This is a genomic window from Xenorhabdus ishibashii, assembly GCF_002632755.1.
Taxonomy (GTDB): domain Bacteria; phylum Pseudomonadota; class Gammaproteobacteria; order Enterobacterales; family Enterobacteriaceae; genus Xenorhabdus; species Xenorhabdus ishibashii.
Window position 1 is genome coordinate 91452 of the sequence record NZ_NJAK01000001.1, and the last position, 19034, is coordinate 110485.

At 52.8% G+C, this 19034-nt stretch carries 2 protein-coding genes and 3 pseudogenes; all 5 read left to right on the forward strand.

The window, feature by feature from the left end:
- Positions 1-14: 14 nt before the first annotated feature.
- The 5 genes and pseudogenes from Xish_RS19245 to Xish_RS19280 all read left to right on the forward strand — a co-directional run bounded on the left by Xish_RS19245 (position 15) and on the right by Xish_RS19280 (position 18927).
- The gene (locus Xish_RS19245; RefSeq protein ID WP_341865748.1) at positions 15-1037 is read left to right on the forward strand and encodes a non-ribosomal peptide synthetase; all 1023 of its coding nucleotides are present in this window, start codon (positions 15-17) and stop codon (positions 1035-1037) included.
- A gap of 14 nt (positions 1038-1051) precedes the next feature.
- Positions 1052-5704 (forward strand): annotated as a pseudogene (locus Xish_RS19445) (non-ribosomal peptide synthetase); the annotation flags it as partial.
- A 174-nt stretch (positions 5705-5878) separates the two neighbouring features.
- Positions 5879-10513: pseudogene (locus Xish_RS19450) on the forward strand (amino acid adenylation domain-containing protein); the annotation flags it as partial.
- Between the two features lie 189 nt (positions 10514-10702).
- Positions 10703-12979: pseudogene (locus tag Xish_RS19455) on the forward strand (condensation domain-containing protein); the annotation flags it as partial.
- A gap of 143 nt (positions 12980-13122) precedes the next feature.
- A complete protein-coding gene (locus tag Xish_RS19280; protein ID WP_425274968.1) occupies positions 13123-18927 on the forward strand; it encodes an amino acid adenylation domain-containing protein in 5805 nt (1934 codons plus the stop codon).
- The last annotated feature ends 107 nt before the right edge of the window (positions 18928-19034 follow it).

A 19034-nucleotide genomic window follows, 5' to 3' on the forward strand; every position in this document is an offset into this window, starting at 1 on the left:
CATCAGGGCGGCAGATGCTCAATGCCTATGGGCCAACGGAAATCACGGTCTGTGCCACACTTTATTCATGTGCCTCTTCCGATGGCAGTTCAGCAGATAATCCGCCCCCGATTGGTCGCCCGATTGCCAATACCCGAATTTATATTCTGGATGCACACGGCCAGCCCGTCCCTCGTGGTGTGGCAGGGGAAATTTATATTGCCGGCGCCGGCGTAGCCCGCGGTTATCTGAACCGCCCCGAACTCACCGCGGAGCGCTTCCTCGCCGATCCATTCTCGTCGGAGCCAGACGCCCGCATGTACAAAACCGGCGACCTCGGCCGCTGGCTGCCCGATGGCAATATTGAATATCTGGGGCGCAATGATTTTCAGGTCAAGCTGCGCGGCTTCCGTATCGAACTGGGGGAAATCGAGTCCAGACTCACCCAATGTGACGGCGTGCGTGAGGCGGTAGTGATTGCACGCGAAGATGAGCCGGGGCAGAAACGGCTGGTAGCCTACCTGCAACCAGAGGAAGGGGTTGAATTGATACCCGCGGAACTGCGTCAGCAACTCACCCAATACCTCACGGACTATATGCTGCCCAGTGCCTTTGTGACCTTAGAGGCTTTCCCGCTGACCCCCAACGGCAAACTTGACCGGCAGGCTCTGCCTGCACCGGATTCATCTGCCGTTGTCACTCAGGGTTATGAACCCCCTCAAGGCCGGATAGAAACCGCGTTGGCACAAATCTGGCAAGAGCTGTTAGGGCTGGAGCGTATCAGTCGCCACGACACCTTCTTTGAACTCGGCGGCCACTCGCTAATGGTCGTCAGACTGATCACACGCATACAAGAACAATTTCGGGTCAATATCCCCCTGACTGAATTATTCACATCGCCCACATTGGCGGTGCAGGCCAACGTCATTTTTTCCGCCCAAATGAATGTGGTCGGGGAAAACGAACTGGCATCTATCCAAGACGATCTTAACTCTCTGTCGGCAGAAGAACTGATGGCAATTTTAGGCGGGGAAGTGCCCCGCGGAGGCAGTAAATAATGACAAAGATTAATATGAGTATTGATGACTTGAAACGTGCGGTACTGGAAAAAAGAATTGAAGAACAACTGAAAGCCCGTGGGGATCAACCGCAATTATTTATCAAACCCGCTGATAGACATCAGTCTTTGCCACTCTCTTTTGCCCAACAACGGCTGTGGTTTATCAGTCAGCTCGATCCGGCGGCCAGTCAGGCTTATCACCTGCCTGTGACATTACGTCTCACGGGTCAGCTCGACCACCACGCCCTGAAAATCTCACTTGACCGCCTGATAGCACGCCATGAAAGTCTGCGTACCCGCTTTGTCCTGAACGAAGGCCAGCCCTGCCAGCATATCGATCCGGCTGACATCGGTTTTGCCCTGTCTTACCATGACCTGCGCCCGCTCGATCCGGCCTTACATACCCAACGTGTTGCCGAGCTCATTGATCTCGAAGCACAGGCGCCCTTCGATTTTTCCCAGGGTCCACTGATCCGTGGCCAATTGTTGCAGTTGACGGACGAAGAGCATGTGCTGTTGCTGACCCTGCATCACATTATCACTGACGGCTGGTCTGTCGGTGTTTTGGTGCAAGAACTGGGCACCTTTTATCGTGCGGCTCTGGATGGTCATGATGATCTTTTGCCTCCCCTGCCGATTCAGTATGTGGATTATGCTATCTGGCAGCAGGAGCAGCAACAAAGTGCTGCCTTCACTGAACAACGGGATTTCTGGTGCGCCCAGCTTGCAGACGCACCGGCCTTACTCACCCTGCCCACAGATCGGCCACGCCCCAAAGTACAAACCTATGTGGGCAACCGAGTGCCTGTGCATATTAATGCGGATTTATTGGTGGCACTGAAAAAATTGGGGCAGCGCCATCACACTTCGTTATTTATGACGGTACTCAGTGCCTGGAGTCTTGTACTGGCTCGGCTCAGTGGGCAGGATGATATTGTTATCGGCACGCCTGTTGCTAACCGCCCGCACCATGAACTTGAAGGATTAATCGGTTTCTTCGTCAATACCCTGGCTCTGCGTGTCACTTTCCATGATGATTTTTGTGTGGCCGATTTGCTGGCTCAGGTGCGGGGACAGGCACTCGCCGCCTATGCTCATCAAGATCTGCCTTTTGAGCAGGTGGTGGAAGCACTCCAGCCTGAACGTAGTTTAAGCTACAATCCCATCTTTCAGGTAATGCTGGCCTTAAACAACACACCTGCCCAAGAATTGATCCTACCGGGTTTGCAACTGGCGACGATACCTCAGGAACTGTGTAGTGCACATTTTGATTTAACGTTATCACTGAGTGAAACCGAGGCCGGGCTGGCCGGTGAGCTGGAATATGCCACCGATTTATTCGACACCACGACCATTGAACGGATGGTCGGTTACTTAACCAATGTGCTGACCGCCATGGCGGCGGATGAAACTCAGCTTATTACCACGTTGCCGCTATTGCCGGCATCCGAACGCCAACAACTGCTGGTGGATTTCAATGCCACGCACGCTGATTTCCCGCAAGAAGCATTGATCCACCAACTGTTTGAGGCACAAGCCGCACAACATCCCGATACCCTGGCTGTCGTCTGTGAAGACCAGACACTGAGCTATGGTGAATTAAACCACCGTGCTAATCAGTTGGCGCATTATCTGATTGCTTTGGGAGTACGGCCGGATGATCGGGTGGCGATTTGCACTGAGCGCAGTCTGGATACTATCGTAGGCTTGCTGGCTATCCTTAAGGCCGGAGGCGCTTATGTCCCGCTCGATCCGGCCTATCCTGCCGAGCGGTTGGCTTTTATGCTCGATGATGCCGCGCCGGTGGTACTACTGACCCAAACCACCCAGTCCGATAAACTGCACGGCACTGTACCTGCAACGGTGCCTGTCATCATGCTTGATACTCTGGAAATGTCACTGGCGACACAGCCGGCTCACAATCCACAAGCCCACACCTTAGGACTGACATCACACCATCTGGCCTATATCATTTACACATCCGGCTCGACGGGACAGCCCAAAGGGGTGATGGTCGAGCACCGTAATGTCCTTCGTCTTATCATTAATAGCGGGTTTGCTGATATTGCCCAGAGTGACTGTGTGGCTCATTGTGCCAATGTCGCGTTTGATGCCTCAACCTGGGAAATCTGGTCTGCCCTGCTCAATGGGGCACGCCTGCAAGTGGTGCCACAATCGGTGCTGCTCGAACCGGTGCGTTTCTGTCATGTACTGATAAAAGGACAAGTCACGGCACTTTGGTTAACAGCCGGCTTATTTAACGAATATCTGGATAATCTCATCCCCCTGTTTGGACAATTACGTTACCTGCTTGTCGGCGGGGATGTCCTTGACCCAAGTAAGATACAACAAGTGCAGTTGGCGGTGTCCCAGCCCGCTCACCTGATAAATGGGTATGGTCCAACGGAAACCACAACATTTGCCACTACCTATGCGATTACATCCCCCGTTGATGTCACCCACTCTATTCCTGTCGGCCGGCCGATTGCCAATACCCAGATTTATATTCTGGATACGCATGGTCAACCTGTTCCTGTCGGTGTAACGGGTGAAATCCATATCGCGGGGGACGGCGTAGCTCGTGGTTATTTAAATCGCCCAGAACTTACCGCTGAACGCTTCCTTGTCAATCCGTTCTCGTCGGAGCCAGACGCCCGTATGTACAGAACCGGCGACCTCGGCCGCTGGTTACCCGATGGCAATATCGAATATCTGGGGCGCAATGATTTTCAGGTCAAGCTGCGCGGCTTCCGTATCGAGCTGGGGGAAATCGAGTCCAGACTCACCCAATGTGACGGCGTGCGTGAGGCGGTAGTGATTGCACGCGAAGATGGATCTGGTCAGAAACAGTTGATCGCTTATCTGCGACCAGAGGAAGGGGTTGAATTGGTGCCCACTGATTTGCGCCAGCAACTGGCGCAGCATCTGGCTGATTATATGCTGCCCAGTGCCTTTGTGACCTTAGAGGCTTTCCCTCTGACCCCGAATGGCAAGCTTGACCGGCAGGCGCTACCGGCTCCCGATTTATCGGCAGTCGTGGTGCGCAGCTATGAAGCCCCCGTCGGGGAAACCGAAATCGCACTGGCGCAGATTTGGCAAGATTTGCTAGGACTGGAACAAGTTGGTCGTCACGATCATTTCTTTGAACTCGGTGGCCATTCGTTGATGATTGTCAGTCTGATCGAAGAGCTGCGCCATCTGGGTTGGCAGCTCGAAGTTCGTAGTGTATTCGCCTCACCTGTTCTCACCGATATGGCGCTGGCTATCCAGCATGAAGCCAGTACCTTTATCGTACCCCCCAACCTTATTCCCGCAGGTTGCACGGCTATCACCCCCGAGATGCTGTCGTTGGTTTCGCTCTCCCAAAGCGAAATTAATACCATCGTTGGGCAGATCACTGGCGGCGCGAATAATGTTCAGGATATCTACCCCCTCGCCCCGTTGCAGGAAGGGATCTTGTTCCACCATCTGTTACAGACACAGGGGGATACCTATCTATTGCAGAGCCTGCTTGCTTTCGATTCCCGCAACCGCCTCGATAGCTTTTTAGATGCCCTGCAACAGGTGATTAACCGCCATGACATTCTGCGCACCTCCATCTTCTGGCAAGGACTGGAAAAACCGGTTCAAGTGGTCTGGCGTCAGGCTCCGCTGAGTGTCCGTGAGTTCACCCCTGCCACAATGGACGCTATTCCGGCACAGTTACAGGCTTATACCGATCCGCGCCAGCACCGTATTAATTTGAATCATGCCCCCCTCTTTGCCGCCGATATCGCCCATGATCCGGTACAGAATGAGTGGCTGCTGGCTTTGCGTTTCCATCATTTGGTCAGTGACCATATGACACTGGAGCTGATTTTGGCGGAAATTGCCCGGATACTTCAGGGCAAGACAAAAACACTGCCCACGATGCTGCCTTACCGCAACTTTATTGCCCAGACATTAAGTGTGCCCGCAGCAGAGCATGAAGCCTATTTCCGCGCCCAACTGGCGGATATTGATGAACCCACCGCGCCCTTTGGGATACTCAGCGTACCCAGCGATAATCGTGCTATCGCCGAACATCGTCTTCCAATTGACGCCACTCTGGCGAAAGCCATTCGCTCTCAGGCACGCCGGCTGGGAGTCAGCCCCAGTATCCTGTTCCATGTAGGCTGGGCGCAGGTATTGGCTAAGACCAGTGGCCGCGATGATGTGGTATTTGGCTCGGTATTATTGGGTCGCTTGCAAGGCGGTGCGGGTGCCAATCAAATACTGGGGATGTTTATCAATACCCTGCCCCTGCGTATCTCTCTGAACGGGCGCACGGTGAGCAAAATTGTGCAGGAAACCTATCACAATCTGACCGCCTTGCTGGAGCATGAGCAGGCGCCGTTAGTGCTGGCACAGCGGTGCAGTGGCGTGGAGCAACCCATGCCGCTGTTTAGTACCCTGCTCAATTATCGTCATAGCCCATCGGACAAAACCGAAGCGGTTGAAACCATCTGGACAGGCATACGTACTTTGACCTCAGAGGAAAACACTAACTATCCCATTACCCTGTCAGTGGATGATTTAGGGGACGGCTTCCAACTGACCGCCCAGACTGTCACGGAAATCGCACCAGAACGGATCACCGCCTATCTGGCCACTGCTATAAGTAGTTTGATCGATGCTCTGGTTCACAATCCACAGCAAAGGCTCCGCGATATTCCCATCTTACCGGCGGCAGAGCGGCAACAAGTGCTAACAAATTTCAACGCGACTCAAACCGATTTCCCACAAGAAGCACTAATCCACCAATTAGTCGAAGAACAGGCTGCAACAACGCCCAGCGCAATAGCAGTAGTGTGTGACGATCAATCTCTCAGCTATGAGGAGTTGAACCGCTATGCTAATCGTCTGGCTCACTACTTGATTGAACTGGGTGTACATCCTGATGATCGGGTAGCGATTTGTGTCGAACGCAGTCTGGAAATGGTGGTCGGATTACTCGCCATCCTCAAGGCCGGTGGCGCTTATGTCCCTCTCGACCCAGCCTACCCAACCGATCGGTTGGCATATATGCTTGAAGATGCTGCCCCTGTGGTTTTACTGACTCAGGCCACGTTACACGATAAACTTGACAGCACCTTACCTGTGATCTTACTGGATAACATCCTTAATAGCCCTGAGCCATTCCTGGCAACACAATTCCTGGCAACACAATCGACTGACAATCCAGATACTCAGGCTTTGGGGCTGACATCACGCCATTTGGCCTATGTCCTCTACACTTCTGGTTCAACGGGATTACCCAAAGGGGTGATGAATGAGCATCGCGGTGTGGTTAATCGTTTACTCTGGGCACAGGAGGCTTATCAATTAACTCCGCAAGATCGCGTCTTACAAAAAACGCCATTTAGTTTTGATGTTTCCGTTTGGGAGTTTTTCCTTCCCCTGATGTTTGGAGCACAATTAGTCATGGCTCGCCCTGGCGGGCACAAAGAACCGCACTATTTATTGGAAGAAATAGAAAACCGCCATATTACAACGATCCATTTTGTGCCTTCTATGTTGCAAATTTTCCTTCATTACATTCCGGCCGGACGTTGTCTTTCTCTGCGCCAAATTTTATGTAGCGGGGAAGCGCTGCCCTATGCCTTGCAACAACACTGTCTGTCTCACTTACCTCACAGTGAACTGCATAATTTATATGGACCAACGGAAGCGGCTATTGATGTGACCGCCTGGAAATGTGTTCCAGATCGCCATACCGGACAAGTACCGATTGGGCATCCTATTTCTAATATCCAAATCTATATTCTCGATACCCGCGGGGAAATCGTTCCAATTGGTGTGGCGGGTGAAATTTATATCGGGGGGGTGGGTGTTGCCCGTGGCTATCTCAATCGCCCTGAGTTGACAGCGGAACGCTTTGTTCCCGATCCATTCTCAATCACACCTCATGCCCGCATGTACAAAACCGGCGACCTCGGCCGCTGGCTGCCCGATGGCAATATCGAATACCTCGGCCGCAATGATTTTCAGGTCAAGCTGCGCGGCTTCCGCATCGAACTGGGAGAAATCGAGTCCAGACTCACCCAATGCGACGGCGTGCGTGAGGCGGTGGTACTGGCTCGCGAAGATGACTCCGGTCAGAAACGGCTGGTGGCCTATTTGCGACCAGAAGAAGGGGTTGAATTAGTGCCCGCTGATTTGCGTCAGCAACTCACTCAGCACCTCGCTGACTATATGGTGCCCAGTGCCTTTGTGATCTTAGCCTCTTTCCCGCTCACCCCTAACGGCAAACTCGACCGTCAGGCTCTGCCTGCTCCTGATTTATCGGCAGTCGTGGCGCGCCGCTATGAAGCCCCCGTCGGGGAGACCGAAATCGCCCTGGCACAAATTTGGCAAAAACTCTTGAGCCTGAAACAGGTCGGTCGCCATGACCACTTCTTTGAGCTCGGTGGCCATTCGCTGATGATTGTCAGTCTGGTCGAAGAGCTGCGTCAACTGGGCTGGCAGCTCGAAGTTCGCAGTGTATTCGCCTCACCAATCCTCACCGATATGGCTCTGGCTATCCAGCATGAGGTCAGCACCTTTGTCGTGCCCCCCAACCGTATTCCCGAAGATTGCACAGCCATCACTCCTGATATGCTACCGTTGGTTTCGCTCTCCCAAAGCGAAATTAATACTATCGTTGAGCAAATCCCAGGCGGTGCACGTCATATACAGGATATCTATCCCCTGTCTCCCTTGCAGGAGGGCATCCTGTTCCATCATCTGTTACAGACACAGGGGGATAATTATCTGCTACGAAGTTTGCTCGCTTTCGCTACCCGTGATCGTCTCGATAGCTTTTTGGATGCACTGCAACAGATCATCAACCGCCATGACATCCTGCGCACCGCCATTTATTGGCAGGGACTGGAACAGCCAGTTCAGGTGGTCTGGCGTCAGGCACCGCTCACAATCCGTGAATTTACCCCTGCCACAATGGACGATATTCCGGCGCAATTACTGGCTCACACGGATCCACGCCGGCACCGTATCGATCTGAACCACGCCCCGCTGTTTGCTGCTGATATCACCCATGATCCGGCACAAAATGAATGGTTACTGGCATTGCGCTTCCATCATCTGGTCAGTGACCATATGACTCTGGAGCTGATTTTTGCGGAAATTGCACTTATCTTGCAGGCAAATACGGAGAAATTGCCGGCGGTATTGCCTTATCGCAACTTTATCGCTCAAACCTTAAATACACCAACCGCCGAGCATGAAGCTTATTTCCGCGCCCGACTGGCGGATATTGACGAACCCACGGCGCCGTTTGGGGTACTTGATGTACAAACTGACAACGACCTTGTTACTAAAGCACATCTCACTATCACTCCCGATCTGGCAAAAGATATCCGCATTCAGGCGCGTCGTTTAGGTGTCAGCCCTAGTGTCCTGTTCCATGTTGCCTGGGCACAAGTGCTGGCACACACCTGTGGCCGCGATGATGTAGTGTTTGGCTCCGTGCTACTGGGTCGCCTGCAAGGCGGTGCGGGTGCCGGCCAAACATTGGGGATGTTTATCAACACCCTGCCTCTGCGTATCTCTCTAAGCGGGCGCACGGTACAAGAAACCGTGCAGGAAACCTATCATAATCTGACTACCTTACTGGAGCATGAGCAGGCGCCGTTAGTGCTGGCACAGCGGTGTAGCGGCGTGGAGCAACCCATGCCACTGTTCAGCACCTTATTCAATTATCGTCATGGCCCATCGGGTGAAACCGAAGTGGTTGATACCATCTGGGCGGGTATACGTATTTTGACCGCAGAGGAACACACTAACTATCCCATTACCTTGTCAGTGGATGATTTAGGGGACGGTTTCCAATTAACAGCTCTGACCGTCACCGATATTGTGCCAGAACAAATCAACGCCTATCTGGCGACGGCCATCAGTGGTTTAGTGGATGCCTTAGTGCATAATCCGCAACAAGCGATCCGAGATATCCCCGTCTTACCGGCATCAGAACGCCAACAACTGCTGGTGGATTTCAATGCTACTCAAGCCGATTTCCCGCAAGAGGCGCTTATCCACCAACTGTTTGAGGCACAGGCCGCGCAGCATCCCGAAGCCATCGCCGTTGTCTTTGAGGCGCAAACGCTCAGCTATGGTGAATTAAACCACCGTGCCAACCAGTTGGCGCATTATCTGATTACGTTAGGGGTGCGGCCGGATGATCGGGTCGCCCTCTGTGCCGAGCGCAGTCCGGAGATGGTGATCGGCTTACTGGCTATCCTCAAAGCTGGCGGGGCTTATGTGCCGCTTGATCCCGCTTATCCGGCCGAACGGTTGGTCTATATGCTGGAAGATGCGGCACCTGTGGCTTTACTGACCCAGGCGGAATTAGCCAAATCAGAGTGGCTCACTCAGTTTAATGCCTTGCCCACGCTCTTACTGGATAACCCCGAACCGTGCCTGACAACACAACCGACTGGCAATCCAGAGCCTCACACTTTGGGGTTAGCATCACGCCATTTGGCCTATGTGATTTATACTTCCGGTTCAACGGGGCAACCCAAAGGGGTGATGATCGAACATCAAAGCCTGTGCAACCTGATAGCCACCCAGCAACCTACCCTGTCACTTACCGCTGACAGTCGCGTCTTGCAGTTCGCCTCAAATAGCTTCGATGCCAGTATTTGGGAATGTTGCATGGCCTTAATGGCAGGTGCCCGCCTCTGTCTCGCCCAACGTGCCAGCCTATTGCCCGGCGCTATCCTGTCCGGTTACTTAGCAGATCAGGCCATCAGCCACGTTCTCTTGTCACCGACCGCATTGGCTGCGATGGATTCCCTGCCCGATACCCTGCAAACCTTGCTGGTGGGGGGGGAAGCGTGTCCGCCAACTCTGGTCAAACGCTGGTCATCAGGGCGGCAGATGCTCAATGCCTATGGGCCAACGGAAATCACGGTCTGTGCCACACTTTATTCATGTGCCTCTTCCGATGGCAGTTCAGCAGATAATCCGCCCCCGATTGGCCGCCCGATTGCCAATACCCGAATTTATATTCTGGATGCACACGGTCAGCCCGTCCCTCGTGGTGTGGCAGGGGAAATTTATATTGCCGGCGCCGGCGTAGCCCGCGGTTATCTGAACCGCCCCGAACTCACCGCGGAGCGCTTCCTCGCCGATCCATTCTCGTCGGAGCCAGACGCCCGCATGTACAAAACCGGCGACCTCGGCCGCTGGCTGCCCGATGGCAATATTGAATATCTGGGGCGCAATGATTTTCAGGTCAAGCTGCGCGGCTTCCGTATCGAACTGGGGGAAATCGAGTCCAGACTCTCCCAATGTGACGGCGTGCGTGAGGCGGTAGTGATTGCACGCGAAGATGAGACGGGGCAGAAACAGTTAATCGCTTATCTGCGACCAGAGGAAGGGGTTGAATTGGTGCCCGCTGATTTGCGCCAACAACTGGCGCAGCATCTGGCTGACTATATGCTGCCCAGTGCCTTTGTGACCTTAGAGGCTTTCCCGCTCACCCCGAATGGTAAACTTGACCGTCAGGCGCTACCGGCTCCCGATTTATCGGCGATTGTCACTCGCGGCTATGAAGCCCCCGTCGGGGAAACCGAAATCGCTCTGGCACAGATTTGGCAAGATTTGCTAGGACTGGAACAAGTTGGTCGTCACGATCATTTCTTTGAATTGGGGGGACATTCCCTGCTTGCCGTCCAACTGACCGCACGAGTTCGTCAACTATTAGCTCGGGAGTTGCCGTTACAACAACTCTTTGAACAACCTGTTTTGACACAGTTAGCTCAAACACTCACTAACACTTCAACAATCACTCAGGTAACGATCCCTTTAGCTGAGCGCAACCAACCATTGCCCCTGTCCTTTGCCCAACAACGTTTATGGTTCCTGGGTCAACTCGATCCGGCGGCCAGTCTGGCTTATCATATCCCTGTGGCGTTACGTCTGACTGGCCGGCTTAATCGCCATGCCTTAACTCGTGCACTCGACCATTTGGTCACTCGACATGAAAGCTTACGCACCCGCGTTGTGCTGGTCTCAGGCCAACCTTGTCAGCACATCGATCCGGCTGACATTGGCTTTGCTCTAACCTATCAAGACTTGCGCCAGTTAGATCCGGCCTTACATACCCAACGTGTTACCGAACTCGCTAATCTTGAAGCACAGGTGCCCTTCGATTTTGCCCAAGGGCCGCTGATCCGCGGTCAACTACTGCAACTGGCAGACGAAGAGCATATCTTACTACTTACGCAACATCATATTATCTCTGATGGTTGGTCTATCGGTGTGCTGATCCATGAAATCAGTGTTCTTTATCGTGCCATCCTTGATGGTCAAGACAATCCTTTACCACCACTACCGATTCAATACGCCGATTATGCCGTCTGGCAGCGTGAATGGTTGCAAGAGGCTACTCTCGCTGCACAACACGATTTTTGGTGCACTCAGCTTGCAGGCGCGCCGGCCTTGCTCACCCTGCCCACGGATCGGCCACGCCCCGCGGTACAAACCTTTGTTGGTGACCGAGTTTCTGTACGCATCGATGTGGATCTATTAGCTGCACTGAAAGAGCTTGGACAGCGCCATAACACGACTTTGTTTATGACGGTACTCAGTGCCTGGAGTCTCGTGCTGGCTCGGCTCAGTGGGCAGGATGATATTGTTATCGGCACCCCAATCGCTAACCGCCCGCACCATGAGCTTGAAGGACTAATCGGTTTCTTCGTCAATACGCTGGCTCTGCGTGTCACTTTCCATGATGATTTTTGTGTGGCCGATTTGCTGGCTCAGGTGCGGGAACGGGCACTCGCCGCCTATGCTCATCAGGATTTACCCTTTGAGCAGGTGGTGGAAGCGCTCCAGCCCGAACGCAATCTAAGCTATAGTCCAATTTTTCAAGTAATGCTGACCTTAAACAACACCCCAACCCAGACGATAGTGTTACCCGAAATCCAATGCACACCTGTTGAACAGATGTATCCCAGCGCTCACTTTGATTTAACCTTGTCATTGATCGAAACCGAAGACGGTCTGCTAGGTGATTTGGAATATGCTACCGATTTATTCGACACCACGACCATTGAACGGATGGTCGGTTACTTAACCAATGTGCTGACCGCCATGACGGCGGATGAAACTCAGCTTATTACCACGTTGCCGCTATTACCGGCATCCGAATGCCAACAACTGCTGGTGGATTTCAATGCTACTCAAGCCGATTTCCCGCAAGAGGCGCTTATCCACCAACTGTTTGAGGCACAGGCCGCGCAGCATCCCGAAGCCATCGCCGTTGTCTTTGAGGCACAAACGCTCAGCTATGGTGAATTAAACCACCGTGCCAACCAGTTGGCGCATTATCTGATTACGTTGGGGGTGCGGCCGGATGATCGGGTCGCCCTCTGTGCCGAGCGCAGTCCGGAGATGGTGATCGGCTTACTGGCTATCCTCAAAGCTGGCGGGGCTTATGTGCCGCTTGATCCCACTTATCCGGCCGAACGGTTGGTCTATATGCTGGAAGATGCGGCTCCTGTGGCTTTACTGACCCAGACGAAATTAGCCAAATCAGAGTGGCTCACTCAGTTTAATGCCTTGCCCACGGTCTTACTGGATAACCCCGAACCGCGCCTGACAACACAACCGACTGGCAATCCAGAGCCTCACGCTTTGGGGTTAGCATCACGCCATCTGGCCTATGTGATTTATACTTCCGGTTCAACGGGGCAACCCAAAGGGGTGATGATCGAACATCAAAGCCTGTGCAACCTGATAGCCACCCAGCAACCTACCCTGTCACTTACCGCTGACAGTCGCGTCTTGCAGTTCGCCTCAAATAGCTTCGATGCCAGTATTTGGGAATGTTGCATGGCCTTAATGGCGGGTGCCCGCCTCTGTCTCGCCCAACGTGCCAGCCTATTGCCCGGCGCTATCCTGTCCGGTTACTTAGCAGATCAGGCCATCAGCCACGTTCTCTTGTCACCGACCGCGTTGGCTGCGATGGATTCCCTGCCCGATACCCTGCAAACCTTGCTGGTGGGGGGGAAGCGTGTCCACCAACTCTGGTCAAACGCTGGTCATCAGGGCGCCAGATGCTCAATGCTTATGGACCAACGGAAATCACGGTCTGTGCCACACTTTATTCATGTGCCTCTTCCGATGGCAGTTCAGCAGATAATCCGCCCCCGATTGGGCGCCCGATTGCCAATACCCGAATTTATATTCTGGATGCACACGGCCAGCCCGTCCCTCGTGGTGTGGCAGGGGAAATTTATATTGCCGGCGCCGGCGTAGCCCGCGGTTATCTGAACCGCCCCGAACTCACCGCGGAGCGCTTCCTCGCCGATCCATTCTCGTCGGAGCCAGACGCCCGTATGTACAGAACCGGCGACCTCGGCCGCTGGCTGCCCGATGGTCATCTCGACTACCTCGGCCGCAATGACTTTCAGGTCAAGCTGCGCGGCTTCCGTATCGAACTGGGGGAAATCGAGTCCAGACTCACCCAATGTGACGGCGTGCGTGAGGCGGTAGTGATTGCACGCGAAGATGAGACGGGGCAGAAACAGTTAATCGCTTATTTGCGACCAGAGGAAGGGGTTGAATTGATACCTGCGGAACTGCGCCAACAACTGGCTCAGCATCTGGCTGATTATATGCTGCCCAGTGCCTTTGTGACCTTAGAGGCTTTCCCGCTGACCCCGAATGGTAAACTTGACCGTCAGGCGCTACCGGCTCCCGATTTATCGGCGATTGTCACTCGCGGCTATGAAGCCCCCGTCGGGGAGACCGAAATCGCACTGGCACAGATTTGGCAAGATTTGCTAGGACTGGAACAAGTTGGTCGTCACGATCATTTCTTTGAACTCGGCGGTCATTCACTGATGATTATCAGTCTGGTCGAAGAATTACGTCATTTGGGCTGGCAAATCGAGGTTCGTAGTGTATTCGCCTCACCTGTCCTCACCGATATGGCGCTGGCTATCCAGCATGAAGCCAGCACCTTTATCGTGCCCCCCAACCTTATTCCCGCAGGTTGCACGGCTATCACCCCCGAGATGCTGTCGTTGGTTTCGCTCTCCCAAAGCGAAATTAATACCATCGTTGGGCAGATCACTGGCGGCGCGAGTAATGTTCAGGATATCTACCCCCTCGCCCCGTTGCAGGAAGGGATCTTGTTCCACCATCTGTTACAGACACAGGGGGATACCTATCTATTGCAGAGCCTGCTTGCTTTCGATTCCCGCAACCGCCTCGATAGCTTTTTAGATGCCCTGCAACAGGTGATTAACCGCCATGACATTCTGCGCACCTCCGTCTTCTGGCAAGGACTGGAAAAACCGGTTCAAGTGGTCTGGCGTCAGGCTCCGCTGAGTGTCCGTGAGTTCACCCCTGCCACAATGGACGCTATTCCGGCACAGTTACAGGCTTATACCGATCCGCATCAGCACCGTATTAATTTGAATCATGCCCCCCTCTTTGCCGCCGATATCGCCCATGATCCGGTACAGAATGAGTGGCTGCTGGCTTTGCGTTTCCATCATTTGGTCAGTGACCATATGACACTGGAGCTGATTTTGGCGGAAATTGCCCAGATACTTCAGGGCAAGACAAAAACACTGCCCACGATGCTGCCCTACCGCAACTTTATTGCCCAGACATTAAGTGTGCCCGCAGCAGAGCATGAAGCCTATTTCCGCGCCCAACTGGCGGATATTGATGAACCCACCGCGCCCTTTGGGATACTCAGCGTACCCAGCGATAATCGTGCTATCGCCGAACATCGTCTTCCAATTGACGCCACTCTGGCGAAAGCCATTCGCTCTCAGGCACGCCGGCTGGGAGTCAGCCCCAGTATCCTGTTCCATGTAGGCTGGGCGCAGGTATTGGCTAAGACCAGTGGCCGCGATGATGTGGTATTTGGCTCGGTATTATTGGGTCGCTTGCAAGGCGGTGCGGGTGCCAATCAAATACTGGGGATGTTTATCAATACCCTGCCCCTGCGTATCTCTCTGAACGGGCGCACGGTGAACGAAATTGTGCAGGAAACCTATCACAATCTGACCGCCTTGCTGGAGCATGAGCAGGCGCCGTTAGCGCTGGCACAGCGGTGCAGTGGCGTAGAACAACCGATACCGCTGTTTAGTACCCTGCTCAATTACCGCCATAGCCGGCCAAACACAAATGATACTGTCTGGGATGGCATACGCCCGTTGTTTTCTGAGGAGAGAACTAATTACCCGTTGACCCTTTCAGTGGATGACCTTGGGGAAGATTTCAGCATATCAGTCAAAGCCGTCGCGACAATTGATCCTGCCCGAATAGCGGATTATTTGGTCGCAACTATCAGCGGCCTGACCGAAGCCCTGATGAACGAACCCCAGCAGTCTGTTTTGGCGCTGTCAATTCTGCCTGCCACTGAATGCCAACAGCTACTGGCCGAATTCAACACCACCGAAATTGACTTTCCACAGAACAGCCTGATCCATGAATTGTTTGAGCAACAAGCAGCCCGCACGCCTGAAGCCACAGCCGTAATCTTCGAAGATCTGTCTTTCAGCTTCCGTGAACTGAATTGCCGTGCCAATCGTCTGGCGCATCAGCTAATCGCCATGGGAGTACGTCCTGATGATCGTGTGGCTCTCTGTGTTGAACGTAGTCTGGAAATGATGGTGGGACTGCTGGCTATCCTCAAAGCCGGCGGAGCCTATGTGCCACTGGACCCAGCTTATCCGGCTGAACGACTGGCTTACATGATAGACGATGCAGCACCAGTAGCCCTGCTTACCCAGTCTGCATTTGTTGAGATGCTGGATAGCAATCTACCCAGCCTATTACTTGATACTCAATTACCCTCTATCTTTGATGAAGAAGCGGAAAACAATCCCGATGCGCAAGCGCTGGGACTAACGCCACACCATCTGGCCTATGTGATTTACACTTCCGGTTCTACCGGACAGCCCAAAGGGGTGATGGTGACACACAGGAATGTCATCAATCTGCATACTGGATTGAATGCAGAACTCGCCCTCAACTCGCCGTATCGCATAGCCATGAATGCCAGTATTGTGTTCGATGCCTCAGTGAAAATCTGGCTCCAGTTACTTTCAGGTCACACATTGATTATCGTGCCTGAACAGATCCGTGCCGATAGTCAACAACTCTGGCGCTATTTTGCCCACCACCTTGTGGAGATGTTCGACTGCACGCCAGTGCAATTACAATGGCTGTTAGAGGCTGGATTGGGAACACGGGCAGGTTATCAACCCAAATTGGTGCTGATTGGTGGTGACACTATCCCCCTTTCCATGTGGTCCAGACTGCAAGACATAGAAACCACCCGCTTTATCAACGTTTACGGACCAACAGAATGTACGGTAGATGCCACGCTCTGTCCGATTGGTTTATCCTTGTCACAACCCAGCATTGGTCAACCGATAGCTAATACTCAGATCTATATTCTGGATACACAAGGCCAGTTACTGCCTCTTGGCGTTGTCGGTGAGATTTATATTGGGGGCACCGGTGTAGCTCGAGGCTATCTCAATCGCCCTGAGTTGACAGCGGAACGCTTTGTTCCCAACCCGTTCTCAACCACACCTCATGCCCGTATGTACAAAACCGGTGATCTGGGGCGCTGGCTGCCCGATGGCAATATCGAATACCTCGGCCGCAATGATTTTCAGGTCAAGCTGCGCGGTTTCCGTATCGAACTGGGAGAAATCGAGTCCAGACTCACCCAATGTGACGGCGTATGTGAAGCGGTAGTCATTGCCCGCGAAGACAAGCCGGGTCAGAAACGGCTGATCGCCTATCTGCGACCAGAGACAGGTGCTGAATTGGTGCCCGCGGAACTGCGCCAGCAACTGGCGCAGCATCTTGCGGACTATATGGTGCCCAGTGCCTTTGTCACTCTGGACACTTTCCCGCTCACCCCTAACGGCAAACTCGACCGTCAGGCTCTGCCTGCCCCCGATTTGTCCGCTTTCGTGGCGCGTGGCTATGAATCTCCCATCGGGGAGACAGAAAACGCGCTGGCTCAGATCTGGCAAAATTTACTGGGGTTGGAAAGGATCAGTCGCCATGATCATTTCTTTGAGCTTGGCGGGCACTCGCTGCTCTCTGTACAGTTGTTGAATCGCATGCGCGAACAAAACATGGAGATTTCACTCACTACCTTGTTCGCCCATCCAACCTTATGTGATCTGGCTCAGGCTGTTAAGGAGCACTTCGTCATGCCAGTATCTCCCTTTGAGGCAAATCCTGTACCACTCAATCCGACCGGCACTTCGCTACCTTTGTTCTTGGTTCACGAAACTTCCGGTGATCCACTGGTGTATTCTCCTTTGGTTACCCTGTTGCCACCTGAACTTCCGGTCTATGCCTTGCAGGCGCTCGGCATCCATACACTGGAGCGTCCTCCGGTGTCGATTGAAGAGCTGGCCACTTGCCATATTCAGGCCATCCGCCGTATCCAACCACAAGGGCCTTATCGTCTGATGGGATGGTCGATTGGTGGCTTGATTGCCTATGAGATAGCCCAGCAGTTAATAAGTGACGGTGAGACAATTGAGTTTCTCGGTATGATCGATTCCTATTATTATGCCTATAAAGAGAGTGGTGACTTCTCAACAACTACCGACCAATCTGTAAACAAGAAAGCAAGACAAATGGAATTGCTCATTAGCGCACTGCATGACCAAGGGATTATTGACGATGAGAAAGCGTTGGCGGAACTTCACAACCTCAGTAACGTGGAGCAGGTACTTGATCACTCTATTGAACACCAGTGGTTGCCGGCAGGTATCACGCGCGAAGATATTTTCCTGCGTATCTATACCGCCGAGATAATTTCACAGCTTGGTCAAGGGTACATCGCGCAAAAATCCGCCTTACCTGTCCACATCTATACTGCAGAAGAGTCAGTCAACGGCGATAATTGGCACGGCTGGCATGATATTGTCGGTCATGATTCGGTGCTCCACCCTATCGGCGGGACACATTTCTCCATCATGCATCCCCCTTTGCTAAACCAAATTGTGGATTCAATCACTGAAAATTTACGGGATATTCCTGCTTTCGACCCACTAGTTATTATTCAGCAGGGGTCTCCATCAGTATCGCCGCTATTTTGCCTGCCTGGTGCCGGTGCCAGCCCATCCAGTTTGCTCGAACTGTCCCTATCGTTCCCACAGCAACTTCCAATATATGTTTTACAGGCACGTGGGTTCACGATTGAGCATCATTTTCCTTACAGCAGTGTTGAAGGGGCTGCCCGTGCCTATATCCAGCATATCCGGCAAATCCAACCTCATGGCCCTTATCACCTGCTCGGTCACTCCTTTGGGGGTTGGATTGCCTTTGAAATAGCCTTGCAATTGCAAGCTGAAGGGGAACGGGTCTCCAGTCTTATTCTTATCGATACCGATGAGCCTGATCAGCAAGGAAATGCCCTCAAGTCGGTCAACCGTGTTGAGACAATAATGGAGTTAATTGATATCTACAATATGATATTAAACCAGCCTCTTCCGCTCGCCAGACAAGATTTTGATGATCTGGCGCCGGATGAACAAATTCAGCATTTGCATAGTGCTTTGGTTAAAGTCGGTCTTTTTCCGGCAAAAACACCAATATCAATGTTGCAAGGCATTGTTCGCGTTATGCAGGCTAATCTGAACACGGGCTATATACCTCGTACCCGTTATGAAGGGCTTATGCATCTGATTAACGCAGAGGAAGGTGATAAGGATGAAAGGAGGAGGCGTGAAACCCAGTGGCGCCTTCACGTAGCTGAACTCAATACGCTGGTTGTGCCCGGCAATCATATGACCATGTTATCCGCACCCTATGTCGGGCAATGGGTAACCAACCTATGGCAGAATTTGCATGTTCCTTATTGATAAATAAAGCTACTGAACCTTATGTGAGGGAAAAATATGACCGATATGATTAGTGACCCTAAAGAGGCAAACTATGCGGTATTTTCCTGACAATCTGAATCACGATG

Coding starts and splice junctions, on each gene's coding strand:
- Xish_RS19245 (WP_341865748.1), top strand. CDS start 15: ATGCTCAATGCCTATGGGCCAACGGAAATCACGGTCTGTGCCACACTT.
- Xish_RS19280 (WP_425274968.1), top strand. CDS start 13,123: ATGCTCAATGCTTATGGACCAACGGAAATCACGGTCTGTGCCACACTT.